The 21,704-nt window shown below is 48.1% G+C and carries 16 protein-coding genes; 3 read left to right on the forward strand and 13 right to left on the reverse strand.

Translation table 11 applies throughout. The features are described 5' to 3' along the window. Nucleotides 1–10: 10 nt before the first annotated feature. Nucleotides 11–5,644: an Ig-like domain-containing protein gene (locus tag NE473_RS16140; RefSeq protein WP_055649581.1), complete on the reverse strand. Its 5,634-nt coding sequence runs from the start codon at nucleotides 5,642–5,644 to the stop codon at nucleotides 11–13. Between the two features lie 229 nt (nucleotides 5,645–5,873). Further along, nucleotides 5,874–7,931 (reverse strand): DUF2264 domain-containing protein, encoded by a 2,058-nt coding sequence (locus tag NE473_RS16145; RefSeq protein ID WP_055649582.1) that lies wholly within the window; start codon nucleotides 7,929–7,931, stop codon nucleotides 5,874–5,876. 177 nt (nucleotides 7,932–8,108) lie between these two features. On the opposite strand from NE473_RS16145, the gene NE473_RS16150 reads away from it, so the two are divergent. Next, on the forward strand, nucleotides 8,109–9,026 hold the full coding sequence (locus NE473_RS16150) for a helix-turn-helix transcriptional regulator (protein ID WP_070102769.1): 918 nt from the start codon (nucleotides 8,109–8,111) through the stop codon (nucleotides 9,024–9,026). Nucleotides 9,027–9,301: 275 nt separating this feature from the next. On the opposite strand, the gene NE473_RS16155 is transcribed toward NE473_RS16150, so the two are convergent. From NE473_RS16155 to NE473_RS32865, 11 genes are all read right to left on the reverse strand, one after another. Further along, a complete protein-coding gene (locus NE473_RS16155; RefSeq protein WP_055649583.1) occupies nucleotides 9,302–10,318 on the reverse strand; it encodes a DUF7309 domain-containing protein in 1,017 nt (338 codons plus the stop codon). A 165-nt stretch (nucleotides 10,319–10,483) separates the two neighbouring features. Further along, complete coding sequence (gene deoC, locus NE473_RS16160) at nucleotides 10,484–11,137, reverse strand: deoxyribose-phosphate aldolase (protein WP_055649709.1); 654 nt, start codon at nucleotides 11,135–11,137, stop codon at nucleotides 10,484–10,486. Between the two features lie 64 nt (nucleotides 11,138–11,201). Continuing rightward, nucleotides 11,202–11,753, reverse strand: a complete 552-nt coding sequence (locus NE473_RS16165) for a nitroreductase family protein (protein ID WP_070102770.1) — start codon at nucleotides 11,751–11,753, stop codon at nucleotides 11,202–11,204. A 7-nt stretch (nucleotides 11,754–11,760) separates the two neighbouring features. Then, nucleotides 11,761–12,228 (reverse strand): hypothetical protein, encoded by a 468-nt coding sequence (locus NE473_RS16170; RefSeq protein ID WP_055649584.1) that lies wholly within the window; start codon nucleotides 12,226–12,228, stop codon nucleotides 11,761–11,763. A gap of 39 nt (nucleotides 12,229–12,267) precedes the next feature. Beyond that, nucleotides 12,268–13,599: an amidohydrolase family protein gene (locus tag NE473_RS16175; protein WP_055649585.1), complete on the reverse strand. Its 1,332-nt coding sequence runs from the start codon at nucleotides 13,597–13,599 to the stop codon at nucleotides 12,268–12,270. 18 nt (nucleotides 13,600–13,617) lie between these two features. Continuing rightward, nucleotides 13,618–14,562, reverse strand: coding sequence for a ribokinase (locus tag NE473_RS16180; protein ID WP_055649586.1), 945 nt, complete (start codon nucleotides 14,560–14,562; stop codon nucleotides 13,618–13,620). Nucleotides 14,563–14,575: 13 nt separating this feature from the next. Continuing rightward, nucleotides 14,576–15,466 carry a dihydrodipicolinate synthase family protein gene (locus tag NE473_RS16185; RefSeq protein ID WP_118040547.1) on the reverse strand — a complete coding sequence of 297 codons (891 nt, stop codon included), beginning with the start codon at nucleotides 15,464–15,466 and terminating at the stop codon, nucleotides 14,576–14,578. Between the two features lie 84 nt (nucleotides 15,467–15,550). Further along, the gene (locus NE473_RS16190; protein WP_055649587.1) at nucleotides 15,551–16,681 is read right to left on the reverse strand and encodes a BMP family lipoprotein; all 1,131 of its coding nucleotides are present in this window, start codon (nucleotides 16,679–16,681) and stop codon (nucleotides 15,551–15,553) included. A gap of 91 nt (nucleotides 16,682–16,772) precedes the next feature. Beyond that, nucleotides 16,773–17,708 carry an ABC transporter permease gene (locus NE473_RS16195; protein WP_055649588.1) on the reverse strand — a complete coding sequence of 312 codons (936 nt, stop codon included), beginning with the start codon at nucleotides 17,706–17,708 and terminating at the stop codon, nucleotides 16,773–16,775. Beyond that, the gene (locus tag NE473_RS16200) at nucleotides 17,705–18,784 is read right to left on the reverse strand and encodes an ABC transporter permease (protein WP_039891047.1); all 1,080 of its coding nucleotides are present in this window, start codon (nucleotides 18,782–18,784) and stop codon (nucleotides 17,705–17,707) included. Before NE473_RS16200 ends, NE473_RS16195 begins: the two co-directional genes overlap by 4 nt. Then, nucleotides 18,762–20,303: an ABC transporter ATP-binding protein gene (locus tag NE473_RS32865; RefSeq protein WP_055649589.1), complete on the reverse strand. Its 1,542-nt coding sequence runs from the start codon at nucleotides 20,301–20,303 to the stop codon at nucleotides 18,762–18,764. Before NE473_RS32865 ends, NE473_RS16200 begins: the two co-directional genes overlap by 23 nt. A 233-nt stretch (nucleotides 20,304–20,536) precedes the next feature. Here NE473_RS32865 and NE473_RS16210 point away from each other — a divergent pair, with 233 nt between their 5' ends. Continuing rightward, nucleotides 20,537–20,821 carry a hypothetical protein gene (locus tag NE473_RS16210; protein ID WP_155521573.1) on the forward strand — a complete coding sequence of 95 codons (285 nt, stop codon included), beginning with the start codon at nucleotides 20,537–20,539 and terminating at the stop codon, nucleotides 20,819–20,821. 24 nt (nucleotides 20,822–20,845) lie between these two features. Further along, nucleotides 20,846–21,625 (forward strand): DeoR/GlpR family DNA-binding transcription regulator, encoded by a 780-nt coding sequence (locus NE473_RS16215; protein WP_055649591.1) that lies wholly within the window; start codon nucleotides 20,846–20,848, stop codon nucleotides 21,623–21,625. Nucleotides 21,626–21,704: the final 79 nt, after the last annotated feature.

Below are 21,704 nucleotides of genomic sequence, written 5' to 3' on the forward strand. Positions count from 1 at the left end.
TCACCTCATATTAATTTTTCCATACCCCGTCAGGTCCAACATGATATCCATCGGGAGTTACAGTATTCCGATACAACGAGCCACGGGTTCCATCAGAAACCGGATTAAAGTAATACCATTTACCATCAATCAGCTGCCATCCGGTCATCATGACTCCATCTTTATCAAGATAATAAATGTTCTCATCCTGATCTGTGAAGAATCCAGTGATCTGATTTCCATTCTCGTCAAAACGATACCAGTTCATAATACCATTGCATTCCAGATAATACCAGCCATTTTTTGCATACTCTCCATTACCCAAAATACATTTCTTATAGCCAATTCCCTGAACCCAGCTGTTAGTCGTAACTGCCTTACCAGAAGATGAGGAAGATTCTTTGTTCGGCTTCTCTGGGTGATTCGGAGTGTCTGGAGTATCCGGGGTGTCTGGCGTATCTGGCATATCCGGGGTATCTGGAGTATCCGGAGTGTCCGGCGTATCCGGGGTATCTGGCGTATCCGGGGTGTCCGGATCTTCTGCTTTCATAGTAACAGCCGCAGTGACACTGCAGTAAAGCCCTTCCACATGTCCCCTTACCAGGAATGTTCCTTTTCTGCTAAGCAGAGTCGGGCTGACAGCTTCCCACGCAACAGGTTCCTGTTTCTCAGTGCCATCCGCATAATAAATCGTAATTGTGTCCGGAAGATCCAGCGTATTTCCTACTTCGGCTTCTAAATTCACTGCCTCGAGTTCCGTCACATACTGGTTTGATACGAAGAGCTTCGGCGCCTTTTCTGCTCCGGATTCTTTACTTGAAAATTCAAGACCTGAATTAGAACCATTGGCATCATTCTCCGGATTCTCTTCAATATCGAGAATAAATGAAATCTTTCCGTCCTCAATATAATCAATTGCATCGGATACATCGATCGTAATATAGCTTCCCACCTGGTCACGTTTGATTACAACATGTTCTTTAATGAGTTCCGCCTTATACCCGCTGGCCTGCGTAATGGAATCATAAGATGCCGTATTTTCAACCCAGCCCGGGGTATTGGTATAGATATTTAAATAGGTCTCAGTAACCGTTTCTTTCTCATCCATTTTATTAAAATACAGTCTCAGCGTCATTTCCGTTAAGTCTGAAATATTCATGGATTTAAAATCAAACTGCACTACTCCAATACGTTTATATTCCCCTTCATAATTCTTAATCCGAATTACATCTTTATTACCATGATTACCGTCTGACGGGCTTACCTGAATATACGTATCGCCGTTCGTATCAATTACACCATCCATATATTCCAGCGGATCTGCCGGTGTTATCTTTATGGAAGCCGGTATGGTCGTTCCTGCGATATAACCGTTTACCACATATGGATTGCTGCCCTGATATAACTCCCTGCTGACCGTTTCCCATACCACAGGTACCTCCGATGCATTGGCTGCGCGGCTGCGGTTTTCCAGCTTTATGGTATATGGAAGCGCCGGATATTTACCTGCCGGACTCTTCATTTCTGCCGGTTTTACAGCCGCATCAATCATCGTCACATTGGCAGCGGCTTTCTGTTCCAGTCCCTCACAGGTTCCATAAACAGTGAAGGCTCCCGCTTTCTGATATTTTTCTTCCTCCGTCTCTTCCCACGCAACTCTGGCTGTCCCCTTGCTGCCGTCTGTATATCTGACTGTAACAGTTTCAGGAAGTACCGGCATAAATCCCACATAACCGGTTATATCAACCGCCTCAGCCTCAACTACTCCGGCTTCCGTTACGATGATCTTAATGATGCACCCGGCATCAAAGCCGTTTACTTTTCCTTTCACAGTAAATGTTCCAGGTTTTGCATACTGACTCTCATTTACAGGTTCCCATACAACGGGTATCTGTTCCTCTGAACCGTTAATATAGGTTGCGTTCACTGTCTCAGGCAGTATCGGTGCAACACCAGCCCGCGTTGTCACATCCCCTGCGGAAACTGCTGTAATAATAGAATCAGAAACCGTCACATAGGCAATAACCGGAAGTTTTCTTTCTTCAATGTAACCACATACGGTAAACTGGCCTTCTTTCTCATATTTCACGGCCGGAATCTCATCCCATACTACGGCCGCGTCGGCAGTTGTATTGTCACTGTAGGTTACCTTTACCGTCTCCGGCAAGGCCGGTGCTGTTCCAACCGGAACCTTAACAAATATATCTTCCGCTGATTTTACAGTTTCATTGTCAAATACAAGCTGCGGTTTATAATCTGTTTCTCTGGAATGAATATTGGTGTAATTCTTCGATCCTACTTTTACGCCTTCAAAGACAATGGAAAGCCTCTTTTCCCCTGAGTTCAGTAAGGTTTCCACATAATCCGTGATATCCAGCTCCTTCCAGGTCCCACCGTCCGAGATACTGGATGAAAAATCAAGGATTTTTTCGCCCTTGTCAGGCATACTGCTCCATGTTACACTCTCTTCTTCCCACTCGTCACCAATCCGAGATATGGTAAACGGAACGTTATCTGCTTCTGTGCTGTCTATATGGAATTTCAACAGAATTCTTTTATAGCTTATCGGAACGGAAGACAGATCAAAGGACATCAGCACATTTCTGATATAACCGCTGCCATCCAGCTTCACAGTCATCGATTCTTCCGTTCCGCTGTGGGTACCGTCATCACGTACCCTGGCATCCTTATCTGCTATGACAGACGCAGAATCCTTTTCGTATACATGAACGATACACTCTGCCTTTGCTTCCGGATTACTCAGGCTGACAGCCGTAATCACAGTTTCTCCCTTCATCCGGGCTGTAACCTTACCTGCCGCTGATACGCTTACTACCTCCGGGTCCTGAGCCAACCATGCAATACTGTCATCAAGGATATCTTCCGGCAGTACAGAGGCCTTTAACTGGACACTGTCTTCTACCGTCATATAAAGTTCTGTCTTATCTAAAATTACTTTCTCTGCTTTTTCTGTATCTTCTTCCACAGGGCCCGGATCGTTATTAAACTCATGGGCGCCGATATCTGGTAAATCAGCGATCGCATTGCCAAAGATATCCTCTTTTGCATTCGATTCCGGAATTGCCACGCCTGCGTCCACCGCCGGCGAGTTCTCCTGCAGTTTAAAGATCTCCATACGTTTTCTGAGACCGGCAATAAATTCTTCTCCCTGTCCCATATTCTCGTAAGTGAGGCCATACTCTTCACTGCTGTATTTTGTACTCATCTGCGGAGAAGACAATCTTGGGTTCACAAACAGATTATCTTCCAGAACTGCCTCTGAAGGACCGTTGACACTTGTGATAGAGGCCGGGTATATAATATTGTTGGTCATCGCTCCCTTCGATACGCTGATGGAGCTGGTACCAAATTTGGGAACACTACCGTGCGCCATAATAATATTGTTTTTAAAGTATCCCACGGACCCAGTCTGGAAAATCGAAGTTGTGATTCCCTTTCCGATATACATGGTATTATTATAGATCTTCGTCTTACCGGTCTGGCAATGGAACAGTTCCTGGCTGGGCTTTCCATCGTTGGCGCTGATATTATAGCGGAAATGATAGGAAGCATTGTCATACATGGTCAGAAGCAGACCGCCCTTATTGTGGTGACTGTAATTATATTCATAGATGATGTCTTTACAGCCAATATCATAGTCAAATGCCTCTCCGTCATTATATCCATATTCACCGCCGAACACTTCATTATAGCGGAATACTGAATCGTCACACTGCCACAGCCATGCGCCTGCGTAATTTGCTGTATCGTAGTTGCAGTGATTCTTCACCACATTATTCTCTACCAGTCCGTTTTCACCGACCTCTGCAAGCACTATGCCGTCGCCGAAAATTTCTTCTATATAGTTTCCACGGAAGGTAATATTGCGGAAAGTTTTTGTATTGCGGAAACCAACGCCCTCCGCGCCTGTACTCTGGCCGCTGGAACGGATTCCTTCTTTTGCTACATTCTTAACATAGTTGTTTTCAATCAGAATTTCATTAAAACCGATATCAGAAGTCATCTCGCCTTCCGGTTTCTGCCCATCGATCCATGCATCGGCACCGATCACGAGAATTCCGCCGGTCATCTTAGAGTTTGCCACTTCGGCCGTCACATCATGCACATAACAGTTCTGCACAGTCACATTAGATACCACCCCAGTCTGTCCTGTGGTAAATACCAGAATTCCCACATGGTTGAAATTGTCATCTGCGCTGTTTGTGACTTCAATCCCGTCGATCACCCAGTTGCTCTGATCACTCAGCAGAACGGCAGGGCTGTATACATGATCTTTTCTGACTTTATACTTTGCATCGTAAGGAACCGACCCATCGCCGTTAATAATCGGATATCCGTCTCCGCCGTACTTTCCGAGTGTGACAGGGGCTCTCTCGCTTCCCTCTCCCTTCGGATACAGGTAACCGTTCCAGATACAGCCGGCCTTTAACAGAATAGAATCTCCGGGAAGAAATGTAGTGCTGTTAACCTTGTCAAGACTCTTCCAGGCATTCTCCTCTGTAAGTCCGTCATTGCTGTCGTTTCCATTTACCGCGTCTACGTAATAGGTCAGACCGGAAATCACTGCAAAATCCTGAGGGCTGTATGTAACGAACCGATGATCCTCATCAAAACCGACCAGTAATTGTATCTGATCTTTATCTGCTGCCTCGACCTCATCAAATGCAACCACAACTTTGCCGTCTTTTGCCTCAGCGGAACGGACGGTTACCGCCTCTTCTTTTTTTCCGTTTATAATTGCGCTTAAAGAAATCCGATCCCGGATATCACCGGACAGTTCTTTCGAAGCCGCTGTAAATTCGAGGGAATCTCTTCCCGTCATGGTAATATCGGATATCATTGCGACATCCTCTTCTTCCAGATACGTGATAACCGGACACCATTTTACACGGTCATTGTTGTACTCTTTATTTCCATTGGCCCGGAAATGGATGGCATCGTCTTTCCTGACCTGTACATAAAATGGCTGGAACTTGACATCTGTCTTATTGTGTTCTGTCGATATCGTCCCTGTATCCGGCCAGATTAATTTTCCATTCTGCTGTATGGACAGTAGGACTCCATCTCTGTCATTCAGGTCTGTTTCCATGAATATGGAGCCGTCATCCTCGGATATTTGAATGAGGCCGTCCGCGGGTGCTTTCCATTCCAGAATCACGTCGTCCCCCTTATTTCCCGGCATCATACCATCATTAAATATTCTCAGATACTTGTCCTTATTATCCAGCCACCGCAGTGTAGCTGCCTCATACTTCTGAAGCTCCGATATTTCCCCGCTGTCCTTGTCTCCATACTTGTAGTACCAGACCGGCCCCTGTGTATCGCTAAAATCATCTGTCAGAGAAAATTCCGTTTTCTCCAGAAGCAGCTTCAGGGCATTGGACATTGTCGCATTTGACTCCGTCGCCCTTTTATCCGGTTCCCGGTCTGAACTGCCGGAATCCGCATTAGATGAAGTGGCCTTTGATGTATGCGTATGGCCGCTTCCCGATCCGGCCGCATTGGAAGATGTGGCCTTTCCCGTCCCGTTTCCTCCGCCGCCATTTACGGCAGCGAAGCTGTAAGAGATACCGCTTCCAAAATTGCCTGCTGCCATAACAAATGACAGATAAAGCGCCAGTCCCCTTTTCCAGCTTTTTTTCATAATGTCTCCTCCATTTTCTGCTGAAAGACCAGCGGCAGGCGCGTTTATCCGCTCCGTGATATCCCTGGTCTTCCCGCATATTTCCTTGTAATTATGATGGTTTCAATATAACATCAAGAATCTGAAAAGCAAATAAAGTTTCATACTGCCTTTTTACAAAATCTTCAGATCGTAACCAGGGATATTTGTAATATTTTCATATTTTTACACTATCTTAAGGTTTTTATCGTTAAATCATCAAATGCCCTTCCAGCCCCTCAAAATCCACGACAACCGTGCGTCCGTCCGTCATCAGGAGTGTAACCGGACCGTATCCGCCGCACTGCTCCTCATCCATAAAGGTGATCTCTCTGACCGGGAACAGTTCGTCCTCCTCCCATTCCCCATCATCGTTCCTGCTTAATACGGCGCTGATCATCACATAGGGCTCATACCCGTACATTTTTTCTCTGCGCAGCTTTCCGTAGGCCAGTATGCTGTTCTCCGCAGCCGGATTTACTCCTCTTCTCTCCTTTGTCTCAACAGATTCCCACGCAGTATAAGCAACCAGTGCCAGCTGGCGGCCGGCCTGTTTTAAGATCACTGCCTGCGCGCCTTCACAGGACCGCCTGATCACCTGAGTTTTCGTTTCATCCTGAAACTCCGGAAAACCGTAGGCCCCCATGGTCAGTGTAAATGGTTTGTTGGGAATACGCATTTTATCCACCCGGATATGGCCGTTTGCCACCGGGAAATCAGCCAGATCAATAGAAGCTCCGCCCTGGAAGTTATGGTGGAAATCAAAGTACTGCTTCCGGTAGAGAACCCCGTTCTTTACGCCGCCGTACATGATGATATTAGGCACCAGCGCCTCCGCAGCTCCGTCATAAAAAAGGCTGTACTGCATCGCTTCCGCACCCTGGCCGTCAAACGTCTCCCATGGATAGTGGCTGTGAAATGCAAGGCGTATGTAATATCTGATATACTCGTCTCCCGGTTTAAAAAGGCCCTTGGCCGTCCGGAACTCGCAGGCTCCGTTTCCTCCCAGCTGTGCCGAGACAATTCCCGGGCCGTCCATGACCGTTTCCTCATACCCTTTTGCCGAACACGGAAGAGAAGGCTCCGCTTCCTGTCTGCCCAGCCGTTCCCAGCATCCATTTTCTTCGACTGCAGACCAGAACGGATGCTCCTCCGGATACGTCAATGCCACAAACGGATTTGCGATCCAGAACGGACTTTCCGCACAGCTGTAATCCTGTACCATAGGGAGAAACTGGCCGTAAAATCCCAGTGACGGCACGCCGTTTACAAATACGTCCTCCCTCGTGATAAACTGCAGAAGCGCTCCGGAATTGATTCTTCTCGCCAGTCCCGGATTGACATTAGTATGATTCAGAAGATATGCGGAGGCGAAGGGGGAGGCGGCGGCATTGCGGTACAGACCGCTTCTCGCCCAGAGCGTCACATGGCCCTCTTTGTCAAACATGGAAAGGAAAGAATCTGTAAGCGCATTGGCGTACTGCTCTATCTTCCCCGCAATCCACGGTTCCTCCGCATATCCATACCACCGGTTCCAGATCGGTCCGTACACCTGGAATGCCCATGGAGTATAATAGTCAAAGCGATGGCCGTCACGATACCAGCCGTCTCCTGCATAGTACGACAGAATCGTCTGCGCATGATCTCTCATTACGCCTTTGTCGATCTCATATCCCTCCTGATGCAGGAATCCCAGAATAAGCATGTTGAAGAGCCTCCAGTTATGCGCCCCCGTCTTCCCATAGGCGAATTCCCGGATATAGGAGGCGATCCGGTCTTTTTCCTCAGCAGTGTACGTATCCCAGACGGCCTTCCTGCACTGATCCAGGCCAATTACGAGTGAGGCGCATTCGCAGGTATGCTGAAAGGTATCCTCTCCTTCCTTTGCCATGGCGAGAAGCTCCTGTAATCCATACAGATAATTGGGATTTCCAGGCGTCACTGCCTCCAGGATCCGTGTTTTATAGTAATCCCTTATCGAAACGCCGCAAACCACAGCTTCCGGACGGTTATACAGCAGCGGCGCCGCAATCAGAAAGCTCCTGGCAAGCCCTTCAAACTGTTCTGCGCTGGCCTTTGTCGGAGAACTGTTTTTATTTGGATAACTCACCTCAAATTCCACTCTCCGGCTTACCGGATGCCCATCCATACGTTCAATCCCGGAAAATATCCCTTCCAGAAGAAATTCACACACCTCCAGCCAGTGTTCCTTCGTCATGCCTGTATACGGGCTCTTCCCATAATCAGGGTTTTTCAATTCAAACTTCATAAATATTACCTCCCAGACAGATACTGCTTGCTTTTTTTATTCCTTATCATATAATAAATATCATGCGTGTTCTTTGCTGATTTTTGTTTTTTTATTGCGTTATGTGATTTATTGAGCAAGGGATGGCTGTTGGAAAATCGCATCGTCTGAGATGCCGGACAGGAGGATGGGTACTTTATGACTTTTTCTACAGAACAGAGAATTAACAATGGTGTGTCTGCTGCATTGCCGCCCGAACACGTTACAGAGGAAAACGGCAGCTGCCGCCGGATTCATTTTCCGGAGACCATACGAAGCCACCATATGCTTTCCACCAGGCCGGTTAATGACGTCTATCACATGCATGATTCCTATGAGCTGCTGCTGTTTTTAGGCGGCTGTACGGACTGTTATATCGAACACCACCGCTACCGGTTAAAACGCGGTGATCTGCTGATTATTAACAGTCAGGAAATTCACCGCGCCGTCGCCAGCGAGGGCACTCCCTATGAGCGGATTGCCACCCATTTTTATCCCGAACTGGTCCGGAATTACTGTACAGAACAGACCGATCTGCTCTCCTGTTTCGAAAAAAGGAAAAATGCGGACAGAAATTTGCTTTCACTGACGCCTAAATCTCTGGAACACTATCTGTATTTAACAGATCATTTACACACAGCCGTGGCTTCTGCCAGCTTCGGTCACGATATCCTGGCCTCCACCTATCTTCTGCAGCTCCTGGTTCTGGCCAACACCTGTTTCTACGAATCCACCTGGATTCCGGAAAATCTCATGCCCCAGCTTTCCAGCCAGATCATGAGGTATATTGATGAGCATCTGACAGAGGATTTATCCATTCAGGCCCTGGCTGATCACCTTTACATGAACCGTTCCCATATGAGCCGTAAATTCAGGGAACAGGCAGGCTGTTCCATACAGGAATACATAATTTTAAAACGGATTTCGCTTGCCAAAACGCTTTTAAAACAGGGAAAAAGTGTCACCGATACCTGTGAGTTGTCCGGTTTTCATGATTATTCCAACTTTATCCGGACGTTTAAAAAATACGCCCAGGTATCGCCCGGACATTATCGGGTGACCAATATGGAAGCCTGAGGAAAGATACAGGAAAGATACGGAAAAGAAACAATAGCACCAGATAAACCGCCTCTGTTTCAGGCGAATTTAGCTGGTGCTATTGTTTCCTTCTGTTCAATTCCTTCGATTCATTTTCTTCGATACTTTTCTTCTACACGTTTTCTTCTATACGTATCCCTTTATTTTTTCCCCTGAACTGTCAAAACTGCTTTTGGGCGCTCCGCACACAGGACACACGGTATTCCAGAATCCACGGAGGACATTCCGGTGACTTTGCGGGACATCAGCGGTTCTCACCCCATCATACCTGCCATTTCTTCCAGAATCCTATCGACTTTTCCCAGCCTGTCCTTCTTCAGTTCAATTCCGCAGTAATCGCAGATCTCGCTCAAAGCCGCAAACACCCAGGGGTTCCTCGCCCGGACTTTTTTCACCCGGCCGGCAGTCATCACATAAGTCACAAAGAAATCCAAAACCATTCCGATCTCATCGTCATCAGGCTTCATCATATCCATCCTCAGTATCATATCCGCCTTCCAGTCCAGGACAACGAGCAGACGCGGGCAGACAGGCCGGTCATACTCTTCATCGCGAATCCCTGTCTTCATATAAGCGATATCAACCGCAAGTTCCTGACTGTTCCGCGGCTTCGCCTTCAGCTCCAGCTTCAAATCCTGATCCTCCAGTTCTATCTCCGGATAGTTCCGTTCATACGGAGGCAGGGGACCTGCAAACATGTTCCACTCTTCAGTCTCTGCATTGTAGACTCTCCAGAGAATTTCACCGTGTTCAAAATCTACGGATATCCGTTTTTCCTTCACTGCACGGGTCGCCATGAACAGCCCTTTAAACGCCTCCGTCAGAACGCTCACTTCCCTCGCATCCGGGGTAAAGGGCATATACCCTTTCGCAAACGAGTAAAAGTACTGCCACTGGCCTTTTCCCCTGAAACCAAGTTCCAGCTTCTTAATCACCTTCCTCTGATCCTCCGGCACCTCTTCCCTGTCGCCGACGTACCATGTAATGCAGGACTGCTCCATCATCGCATACGGAACAGGAAGCCCGTCCTCTCCTCCCGCTCTGGCAACCATGTCAAAATCACAGAATCCTTCCATGCCTTCATACATGCTGATCCCATAGCAGGTTCCCATCATCCCCATGATGCTCATAAATACCGGCTCTTCCTCTCCCTGGAGCGCAATCGCCACCAGATCCTCACTGCCAAAGTAATTCCAGGGCTCCAACGCCTTCAAATTCAGCGTTACCTCATATAATTCCTTCCATTGTTCCAGACTGGCTTCTTTTCTCATAGAGTCTCCTTCACGCTTTGTGTACTTCTCTTTCGTATCATCTCTGTTACCGTCAACCTGATATTTATTATTTTATTATAAATGTCTTTCCAGGAAAAAGCAAAAAAATTCGCATAAATCCTGATAAATAGATTTACGCGAATTTTATATTATTCTTACTATTTCTCAATCCGTCTTCTCCAGCACCTTCACTGCGGAACTCGTCCCCAGACGGTCACATCCGGCATTTAAAAACTCCACAAAATCCTGTCGGCTGTGCATTCCTCCTGCTGCCTTAATTTTTACACCGGGACCGATCTCTTCTTTAAACAGGAGAATATCCTTTAGCACAGCCCCTTCCGTTCCAAATCCGGTGGAAGTCTTGATATAATCAGCTCCCGCTTCGGTCACGATACGGCACATTTCCCGTTTTTCCGCATCCGTTAAATAGCACGTCTCTATAATTACCTTCAGTATCTTTTCCCCAACAGCTTCCCTGATGGCTTTCAGTTCCGAACGCACAAGATCGAAATCTCCATTTTTCACGTCCCCGATATTAATAACCGTATCAATCTCATCCGCACCGTCTTCAATGGCCTGCAGAGTCTCACGCACCTTTATATCTTTTGTATGATATCCCAGCGGGAATCCAATCACCGTACAGATTCTAAAATCTTTTCCATACGTCTCCCTGACCCGTTTTATATAGGATGGAGGGATGCATACGGAGGCAGTCCGGTACGTCACGGCTTCATCACATAATTTCTTTATTTCTTCCCATGAAGCATACGCTTTTAACAGCGTATGATCCACATGTGAATAGATTTCACTATTGTTCATTTCACTATTATTCATTTTACTGATACCTTCCCAATTTTCCATAGATTCTTATTGTTTCACACGTTCACCATTCTGTCTCCCCGCTGTCTTTCTGCAGTAACAGCCTGGTTCCATACTGTTCCCCGTATATCCGGTCCCCGTCAAATCTCAGCACCGGATCCCGTTCCTCATCCGGATATCCCACAGAAATTACAGCGAACGGAATCACGTTTTCCGGAAGACACACGAGCCTGCTCAGTTTCTTCATCCTCTCTTCTCTTGGATAGACGCCCAGCCAGACGGCCCCGAGTCCCAGTTCCACGGCCTGCAGCAGCATATTTTCCGCACATGCACTCATATCCTGAACCCACCAGGGGCTGTCCTTCTTAAGCCTGTTCAAATCAGCCAATAAAAGAATCAGGCAGTCTGCTTCGGCTGCCGGATGGCAGTATGGATTAATCCCTGCAACCTCCTGTTTCATACATGCCTCTCTTATCAGAAGAAACTCCCATGGCTGTTCATTCAGCGCAGACGGAGCCTGCATCGCAGCCTGAAAGATCCGGATCAGCGCCTCTTCCGACACTCTCTCTTTCCGAAAACACCGGCAGGAATACCGCTTTAAGCAGATATTGTCCAATCCATTCTCACTCCTTTACTTCGGCCCGTACCGCTTCACTCAGAAACACATGGTAAAACGGCATTTCCGGGCATACTACCGTAATACGGACCGGCTCATCCCCCTCTGCAACCGGCATAAAATGGGCTTTTCCCGGAGGTACGAGCACCTCCGTACCCGGGCTCACCCGCAGAACCCGGAAACTTTCGTCACAGACAGCGCCATCTCTCGTATCCGCCACAGGAAAAAGGGCTGTCCCCGTAAGAAACACGAATTTTTCATAATCCTCATGGAATTCCAGCTTCTGAAACACAGGATCCCGGTGCCACGTCTTCATCGTCCCTGTCGATATCCGGTTTGTCTGAAAGCAGGCTGGAATCAGGCTTCCCTTCCAGTAAAAGTAATCATCCTGATATACGTTTCCCTCCTCCGGCATCTGTACAATCAGGCCATAGTCATTGTCCGGCCTGATGTCCTCAATCACAACTGTTTTCACGTTTCAGCCTCTCCCCTTTCCCAGTATCCTTCTCCACTCTTATCTCTGTTTTGCATCCCTTTGGTATACCATGCTCCCATCGATAAACTTCGCCTCAATATCCCTGTCGTCCGACATCAGGATTAGCCGCTCCGTCCGCTCATAGCTGCTTCGCTCACAGTAGTCGCTGATCCTGGAATCGTCCATGACCACAGCGTCAAAGCAGTATCCCTCTTCAAAGCTTCCAACCCGCTCCCACAGACCTTCTCCCCCGTGGGTTGCAAGATAAAATGCCTCCGCCAGAGACAGAACATTCTTCTTCGCATGAGGATCGTCCCCGCGCTCCGTAAAAGCCCACCGTGCCTTCGACACATGGATGGCATCGGTAATTGCCCGCAGCAGAGAAAGCGTATTACTGCCGGCCATATCACTTCCAAGTCCCACCCGGATTCCTTCCGCCAGATACCGCTTCACCGGGGCAATCCCGCCGGAGCTGCTGATATTGGACTGCGGGCAGTGTGCGATAATCAGCTTATCGCGCTTCTTCATCAGCTGTATCTCTTCCTCCGGAGAATAGACGCAGTGAGCCATCACCGTTGGAACCGTGTCCCCAAACATATGGTACTCATCGTAGCCTTCTCCATAAAACGAGAGTTCCGGCTTCAGTTCCCGCACCCACTCCATCTCATCCAGGCCCTCAGACAAATGGGACTGGACCGGAATTTTCTTCTCCGCAATCAGATCTCCCAGTCCGCTCATCAGCTCATCCGTACAGGTCGGAATATAGCGGGGCGTAATGATGGGGCGGCATTTCCTGTATTTTTTCTTATCCTCACAGTCAGCAATCCATTGCTTTGTCTCCTCCAGACTCTCCTCTGTGGTCTCCAGCAGTCCGGGAATCGAATTCCGGTCCATATTCACCTTGCCCACATAGGCTGTGATTCCCTTTTCTTCCATCAAATCCATCAGGATCTCCGTACTCTGCCGGTGAATCGTGGCAAACATAACACACCGCGTTGTCGTCGTCTTTAAAAGATCATCAGTCAGCCGCTCATACGCCATCTTCGCGTATTCGCAGTCCTCATACCGTTTCTCATCGGGAAACGCATACTTTTCAAACCACATATCCCAGTCCGGATTCTCCAGATTCATCCCCAGCCCCCGAAACGCATACTGAGGCGCATGCATATGCAGATCACACATGCCCGGGAAAATAATCTTTCCCGTGTAGTCATAGACCTTAATCCCCTTTAACTCATCCGGCAGTTCCTTCCAGATTCCTTTGACCTTCCCGTCCCTGCACACAAGAAAGCTCTCTTCCTCAAAAACAAATCTCTGCGGAGCCGGCGTATAGGCGATTGTTCCCTTTAACGCAAATATCGTATGATTCATCTCAGTCTCCTGCCGCATTTATATAAGTCCGGCTGATTTTTTAAATTCAGCCAAAAGCTGCTGCACCTCTTCCATATGAGGAGCCGACTTCACCGCTCCCGCCTTTGTCGCCGTTAATGCTCCCGCACAGGAGGCAAACAGCACTGCCTCGTCTAAGGGCATCTCAACCGACAGCGCATAGATAAACGCCCCGGCAAACACATCTCCCGCCGTTGTCGTATCCACAACCGTCACCTTCGGCGCCGGAAACGTCCGGATTAAATCAGGCGTGACGAGAACCGATCCCATTTCCCCCAATGTAATCAGCGCATTTTTAACTCCCCTTGCCAGAAACCATTTGCCTGCATCGGCAGCAGACTCATAATCCGTCACTTCAATCCCCGTATAGAGAGTAGCCTCATGCTCGTTGGGCTTGATCCAGGTCAGATAGGGATACAGATCCGGATTGAATTTCGTCACCGGAGACGGATCCAGAAATACGGCCACATTTTTTTCATACGCCTTTTTAATGGCATACTCCGTCATATCCAGATTCGTCTCAAATACAAAGCTCGCCATAAATGCGTCGTCAAACTCCCGGTCTGCCCTGTCGATGTCTTCTTTTGTATAGTGACCGTGCGCACCGGGAAATACCATAATGGCGTTATTTCCGTCCTTGTCAATCATGATCGGCGCCAGCCCCGTCTTCTCACCTTCCACCATCCGGACGTAGTCGAGAGAAAGGCCGTATTCTGCGAATTCTCTGCAGGCCGTCTCCCCGCCCTCATCCCTTCCCAGCTTCTGAATCAAAACCACATTTCCGCCCAGGATAGAGCAGGCACAGGCGTGATTGGACCCCTTGCCGCCGCCTTCTGTAAAATAGTAATTTCCCGTTACCGTCTCACCTTTGTCCGGAATCCTGTCTCCAATCAAAAAATAATCCGTATGATAGCTTCCCAGCGTTATTAACTTCTTTGGCTTCATTTCCGCTCCTTTGTCAAATCATGTCCAGTTTTGTCAGTTCTTCTCTGATGTAGTTTTTCTGTTCCTCTGTCGCCTGTGACATCGGCTGTCTCGGGTATCCCATAGGAAGTCCGATCAGTTCTCCGGCATACCGGTACCCCGAATCCATAGGGGCATGCTTTAAAATCGTCCTCACCTTCTGCACCCTGAACTGAAGAGCTCTCGCCTCCTCGATATCCCCTCTGAAATACGCATCGCACAGTTCCTCGATCAGCTCCGGAAACATAATGGATACCCAGGAAATAATTCCGCAGCCCCCCAGTGCCAGTGTTGCAAAAATTGTTGAATCGCTGCCCGCGATACACTCGAAATGGCGTTCCTTCGGAATCAGCTCCATGACGCTCTGCAGATGAAGAATGTCCTGAACACTGTTTTTATAGCCCCTCACATTGTCATTTTCTTCCACCAGCCTCTTCACCAGACCTGGGGAAAGCACATTATTCGTCTGGGGCGCGTTGTACACGTAGACCGGCAGCGTTGTCCCGCGGATCAGATTCGTATAGTACTCATAAATAGCGTCCTCCTCATACGTAAAGGTGTGAGGCTGGGCAATGCTGACCGCATCCGCGCCTGCCTCCTCAAACGCTCTGATGGCGTACAGCGCATCCTCCGGGCGGTTTAAACAGATATTTCCCATAACCGGAACCTGGCTGTTTACTGTCTTCACAGTTTCCCGAAGCATCTCAATCTGCTCTTCCACACTGGTCACCATGCACTCCGTCAGTCCGCTGACGAAAATCGCGTGAATCTTATGGTCCAGCTGAAACTGCACCTGGGCCTTTAAAAGCTCATAGTCGATGTTTCCCTCTTTGTCCATGGGCGCGATCGGTTCCGTCATCGCACCGTAAAATAAATAATCGTTCATCTTGTTTCCTTTTCTATTCATCCTTTTTATGCTCAGTCAGACAGCATACCGGGAAGCGCGTACTCCCGGTATGCTGCACCTTCCCTATTTTGCAGTTCTTTCCAGAATCTCCGGAACTTCAAATTCTCCGCTTACGATCTGTGCAGTCTTTTCTTCTATTTTCTTAATTACATCTTCCGGAACGGCAGGATCGTACGGTGCCATGCCAATCGCCTCTTCCTTCAGTCCCATCCTCATGATTCCGCCCTTAAAGGTACCATCTGAAACACTCTTCGCCGCCGCTAAATAGGCCTTATCCGCATGATCCAGGGCACTGGACAATACGGTTCCGGGTGCCACTGCACTCTGATCCACAGACGAGCCAATTGCATACACGCCTTTTTCCTGCGCCGCCTGAATCGCTCCCAGTCCAGTCTTATCCGCAACATGGAAGATAACGTCGGCGCCGTTTTCAATCTGTCCCAGAGCCGCTTCTTTTCCTTTTGCAATATCGTCCCAGCTGCCCGCAAATACGTCAAACACCTGAATATCCGGATTTACCTCTTTCGCGCCAAGCTTGTACGCCTCTGCGATTCGGATCATCGGAGGTAAGTCAGAACCAATAATGACTCCGATCTTGCCCGTCTTTGACATGGAGGCCGCCAGCATTCCCGCCAGATATCCCGTCTCGTGCTCGTTTAAGGAGATGGAAGCCACGTTGTCCGCTTCCACAGTTCCCGTATAGACTGCGTATTTTGTATCCGGATAATCCCCCGCAATCTTTGTCACAGACTCGCCGTACTCCATGCTGTGTGCAAAGATTAAGTTATATCCCTTGTTGGAAAAATCTCTCAATGCCGGTTCCGCATCGGGAAGAGACACATTTTCTGAGAAATTAATTTCCGCCCCCATTTCACTTTCAATCGCTTTCATGCCATTGTAGGCAGCCGCGTTCCATCCAGCGTCATTGACCGATCCTGTTACAATAAGAGCCGCTTTAAACTGTCCGTCCCCGGTTTTAGCGCTGTCCCCGGCTTTTTTGTCATCTGTCTTCGCCGCCTCCGTTTTTTCTGCATCTGTCTTTTCTGCTTCCGTACTGCCGGCCTCCGCCTGCGCCGTCGTCGTCGGAGCCGCCGTTGTATCGCCTGCCGGCTGTTTTGCATTTCCGCCTGCGCATCCCCCCAGGAGCGCTGCTGTCAGTGCCGCTGCCATTACCAAACTCAGTTTCCTTCTCATTTCTTCTCCTCCTTGTAGTTAGAAAGACATTTATACTTTCAGCGATTTGCTGATAAGTTTTTTCACAGGTTTTGTTGATTGACTTGTTCCGTCATCCTTCCTTACTGTATGCTTTTCCCAATGCGGCCGGTCCTTTGCTCCTACCCACGACTCCGGCCAGTGCCACCACGGTCAGCACATAGGGAAGCATGACCAGGAACTGATACGGAATCTGGAAGCCAAGAGACTGGAGCCTTAGCTGAAGAGCATCCGCAAATGCAAAAATAACGGAAGCAAACAGAACACCTTTTGGATTCCATTTCCCAAAAATAACGGCTGCGAGAGCGATAAACCCTCTTCCGGCAGATATATTATCCATAAACATATTGAGCTGTCCGATGGTCAGACACGTCCCGGCCAGCCCGGTAAGCAGGCCGCAGATACACACCGCCGAATACCGCACACCGTTCACGCTGACGCCCACCGTATCCACCGCCTTTGGATTCTCGCCCACCGCGCGGATCTTTAATCCGAAGCTGGTTTTATACAGAATGATGGAAGATACCGGTACAAGAATAAATGCTGCATAAACCAGAATATTGTGCTGAAACAGAATCTCACCCAGGAACGGTATGTCTCGCAGCACCGGAATCTCCAGTACTGGCAGGCTTTTTGCCTGAGGTGGGATCGGAAGTACGCCAAACATGACCCGGTAGAAGAAGCTGGTAAGCCCGGCAGCCACCATATTTAAGGCAATGCCGCTGATCATCTGATTAATCTGCAGAGTAACACTTAAAAATGCCGCGATCAGCCCCACTATCAGTCCGGAAGCTGCTCCAAACAGGACGCCTACGGCCGCACTGTCAAAATAGTAAGATCCCAGAAAGGCAAAGAACGCGCTGATCAGCATAATGCCTTCCAGACCAATGTTTAAGATACCCGCACGTTCCGAATACGTTTCTCCCAGTGCCGACAAAAGAATCGGGACCATCATACGGACCGTGGCAGTCAAAAGTCCCACAATAAATGCCATACTTAAGATATTCATTCCGTCACCTCCCTGTTTTCCCTTTTCGATGTGAAAATACGGGGTATCGGAAAGTGTTTCACCTCGCTGATCAGAACAAAGAACACGATCAATCCCTGAATCACACTGATTAACGAGGTGGGAATGGCAGCGCTTCTCTGCATCTCATTAGCCCCAACCGTCATTGCTGCAAAGAAAAATCCCGATACGAATACAGCCAGCGGATTCAGATTGCCAAGCAGAGCCACGACAACCGCCGTAAAACCATAGCCTGGAGAAAATGAATTTAAAAGTCTGTGGTGCAGCCCCGATATCTCCATCATCCCGGCCAACCCAGACAGGCCGCCGCTGATGATCATCGTAGTGATCAGTGTCAGGGGAACGTTGACCCCCGATGCTCTTGCCACGGATAAACTGCTCCCCAGCAGCCTCACCTTATAACCAAACGTGCTTTTTTTTATGACAAAATACATGACGACAATCAGAATCAGGGTAACAATCAGACCCGCGTGAAGCCTGGTCGCCTTCACCAGAATCGGAAGCTGTGCCCCCGCTCCCAGCTCCGCAGTCTGCGGATTAACCCCCGCCGGATCCTTTAAAGGCCCTGTCACAAAATAGCTGACCACCCAGGTTGCAATGTAATTAAACATAATTGTGGTAATAATCTCGTCGACCCCCAGCTTCGCCTTCATCATGCCCGGGATACTTGCCCAGATGCCTCCTGCCAGCACTGCGGCAAGCATGGTAACAGGAAGCAGGATGACCATAGGGAGATTCCCCAGCACAACGCCGATCCACGCGGTGGCCAGTGCCCCCATCATAATCTGCCCTTCCGCACCCACATTAAAAATGCCTGCTTTAAACGACAGTGCCACGCCAAGACCTGCCAGCCACAATGGAGACGCCTTCACCAGCACCTCTGTAAAGTTATAAAAGCTACCAAACGCCCCGGCCAGAAGCGATTTGTACGCTGTGACAGGATTTGCCCCTGCGTACAGAATCAAAACTGCGCCAACCAGCAGTGCCGCCGCAATTGCCGCCACCGGTTTCAGTAACTGCGTCAAAATTTTTCTCTTATCGTTCTGTTTTATCTTCATTTTTCTGTTCTCCATCATTTACCCCGGCAATCATCAGGCCAATCTTCTCCACATCGTATTCCTCACGTTTCATCACTCCCATGATTCTGCCCTGATGCATGACTGCCAGCCTGTCGCTGATCGACAGACATTCCTCCAGTTCCGTGGAAATCATCAGGATTGCAACACCGGAATCCCTTGATTCCAGCAGCTTCCTGTGAACAAACTCCACTGCCGAAATGTCAAGGCCTCTGGTAGGCTGTGCGGCAATCAGGATCTTCGGCTCTCTCGACACTTCTCTGGCCAGCACCACCTTCTGCTGGTTGCCTCCGGAGAGACTTCCCGCCGGCGCGGTGTAACCGGTGGCCTTCACATTGTATTTTTCAATCATTTCACCGGTGTATTGATTAACCTTGTCGTAGTCGATCCATCCGCATCTGCTGAACTTCTTATCACCATGAGTTTCCAGAATCATGTTGTCGGAAAGGCTCATATCCAGCGCCATTCCCTCCTTATGGCGATCCTGGGGGATATGGCCCATACCCTCGCGGATTCTGTCCCGGACGGAAGTCCGGCTCATATCCCGGTCAAAGAACTCCACCTTTCCATCCGTGATCTTACGAAGTCCGGTCACCGCTTCGACTACCTCAGACTGGCCGTTTCCATCCACTCCGGCAACTGCAACGATTTCCCCTTCGTGTACAGTCAGGTTAATATTGTCCAGAAGACGTTTCCCATCCTTTGCCGTCATGGAAAGGCCGCTGATCTTCAGCGCTTCCCTGCCGGGTGCGTATTCCTTTCTCGGAAGGTCGGTGGCAATCGGATGCCCCACCATCAGCTGTGCCAGCTCCTCATTGCTCTTCTCTCTCGCCGGTACGGTCACAATTGTCTTTCCGTTCCTTAAAATCGTAATATTGTGAGCCAGATCTCTGGCCTCCATCAGCTTATGCGTAATAAAGATAACCGTCTTTCCCTGTTCCGACAGTGTCCTGATTACAGTCCCTAAATGTTCCGCTTCCTGCGGGGCAAGCACCGCAGTCGGTTCATCCAGAATCAGGACATTTGCACCACGGTACAGCGCCTTGATAATCTCCACTCTCTGCTGGCTTCCAACCGGAAGGTCACTCACCTTTGCCTTTGGATCCACGTCCAGCCCATACATTTCAGACAATTTCCGGATCTCCTCCGACGCTTCTTCCAGATCCAGAAACGGTTCTCTCCGCGACCGTCTCCCCAGAACCAGATTCTCCACCACGCTCAGTTCCGGTATCAGCATAAAATGCTGGTGAACCATGCCGATGCCGAGATGAATCGCTTCTTTCGGAGAATGAATTGCCACCTGCCTGCCGCCGAAAAAGATCTCCCCTGATGTGGGCTGATACAGGCCGTAAATGATATTCATCAGAGTCGATTTGCCGGCTCCGTTCTCCCCCAGCAGAGCCCGGATCTCTCCCCTGCCCACGCTTAAGTTGATATGATCATTTGCGACTACATTTCCGAACTTTTTGGTTATATTTTGTAATTTTAAAAGCTCCTCCACGTCGTCCTCCCTAATAATGTTATATTTTTTAACATTTTCTGCCTTTTAGATAGTTTTATGATAACTTTTTTTACATTTAAAGTCAATATTCGAAAAAATGTTTGTGAATACTCACATTTTGTTACTGATAAATTGTTAATTTTGACGTTTTTGATAGGATAATTGAGGTTTTTCGGGGAATCCGTTTACTTTTCAAGGCAAAAATGTTAATATCGAATTGAGAAATGTTAGAATTGGTGAAGTTAGATTCGGTAATGTCAGAATTGATAAAGTTGGGATTGATAGAGTTAAAATCGATAGAGTTAGAATTGATAGAGTTAGAGTCAATAGAGTTAGCATTGGTAGAGTTAGATCCGATAGAGTTAGCATTGGTAGAGTTAGAGTCGATAAAGTTAGCATTGATAGAGTTCGATCCGATAGAGTTAGCATTAATAGAGTTAGCATTGATAGAGTTAGCATTGATAGAGTTAGAGCCGATAAAGTTAAATTCAATAGAGTTAAATTCAATAAAGTCATAATGAGTAAAACGAGGGAGATCAATCATGAATAAAAAAGAGACCCGTTTAAATAATTTCATACACTTTTTAAAGATAAAAAACAGCATCACCGTAAAGGAGATGGCCACTCATCTAAATGTATCCGAAATGACTGTTCGCCGAGATATCAAAGAACTGACCGCAGATCATACCATTAATTTTGAAAACGGAAAAATCATGTTTAATCCCCAGAGCAGTCTGTCAGAGGCATCTCCTTCCTACTCTCTGGAATCAGAAAAAGAGAAACGCAACCTGCAGAAAGAGCTGATTGGCAAATTTGCCGCAACTCTGGTGGAACCCAATGACACCGTCATCATTGACAGCGGCTCCACCACCGAACATTTGGCCCATTACATTCCGAGCGGCATGCCTGTGACGGCATTGTGCTATAGTATGAATATACTGAATGAACTGATCACCAAAGAAGATATCAGCCTGATCTTCCCGGGTGGCTTCTACCATCCCAACGCCCAGATGTTTGAATCCCAGCAGGCAATTGATCTGATTAATCAGATTCGTGCCAACAAGGTTTTTCTGTCCGCTGCGGGTATTCACCGGGAGCTTGGGATTACATGTATGCATAACTACGAGATATCTACGATGCAGGCAGTTATAAAATCTTCTGTCACCAAGATCCTGCTGGCCGATTCCAGCAAGTTTGACCAGATCCGGCCAGCGTATTTTGCCTCGCTGGAATGTATTGATATTATTGTGACCGATCATTATCTGGCGGAAGAGTGGCAGGAGTATATCCGGGGGGTGGGGATTGAGTTGTATTTGGTGTAGGGTTGATTAGGTAAAATAAGCGCTTATAAAATTATTTTTAGAGATTTAGAAATGATTGCTTTAGTAAATTATAAAGGAG

The sequence above is a fragment of the Hungatella sp. SL.1.14 genome, assembly GCF_024460495.1.
Taxonomy (GTDB): domain Bacteria; phylum Bacillota; class Clostridia; order Lachnospirales; family Lachnospiraceae; genus Hungatella; species Hungatella hathewayi.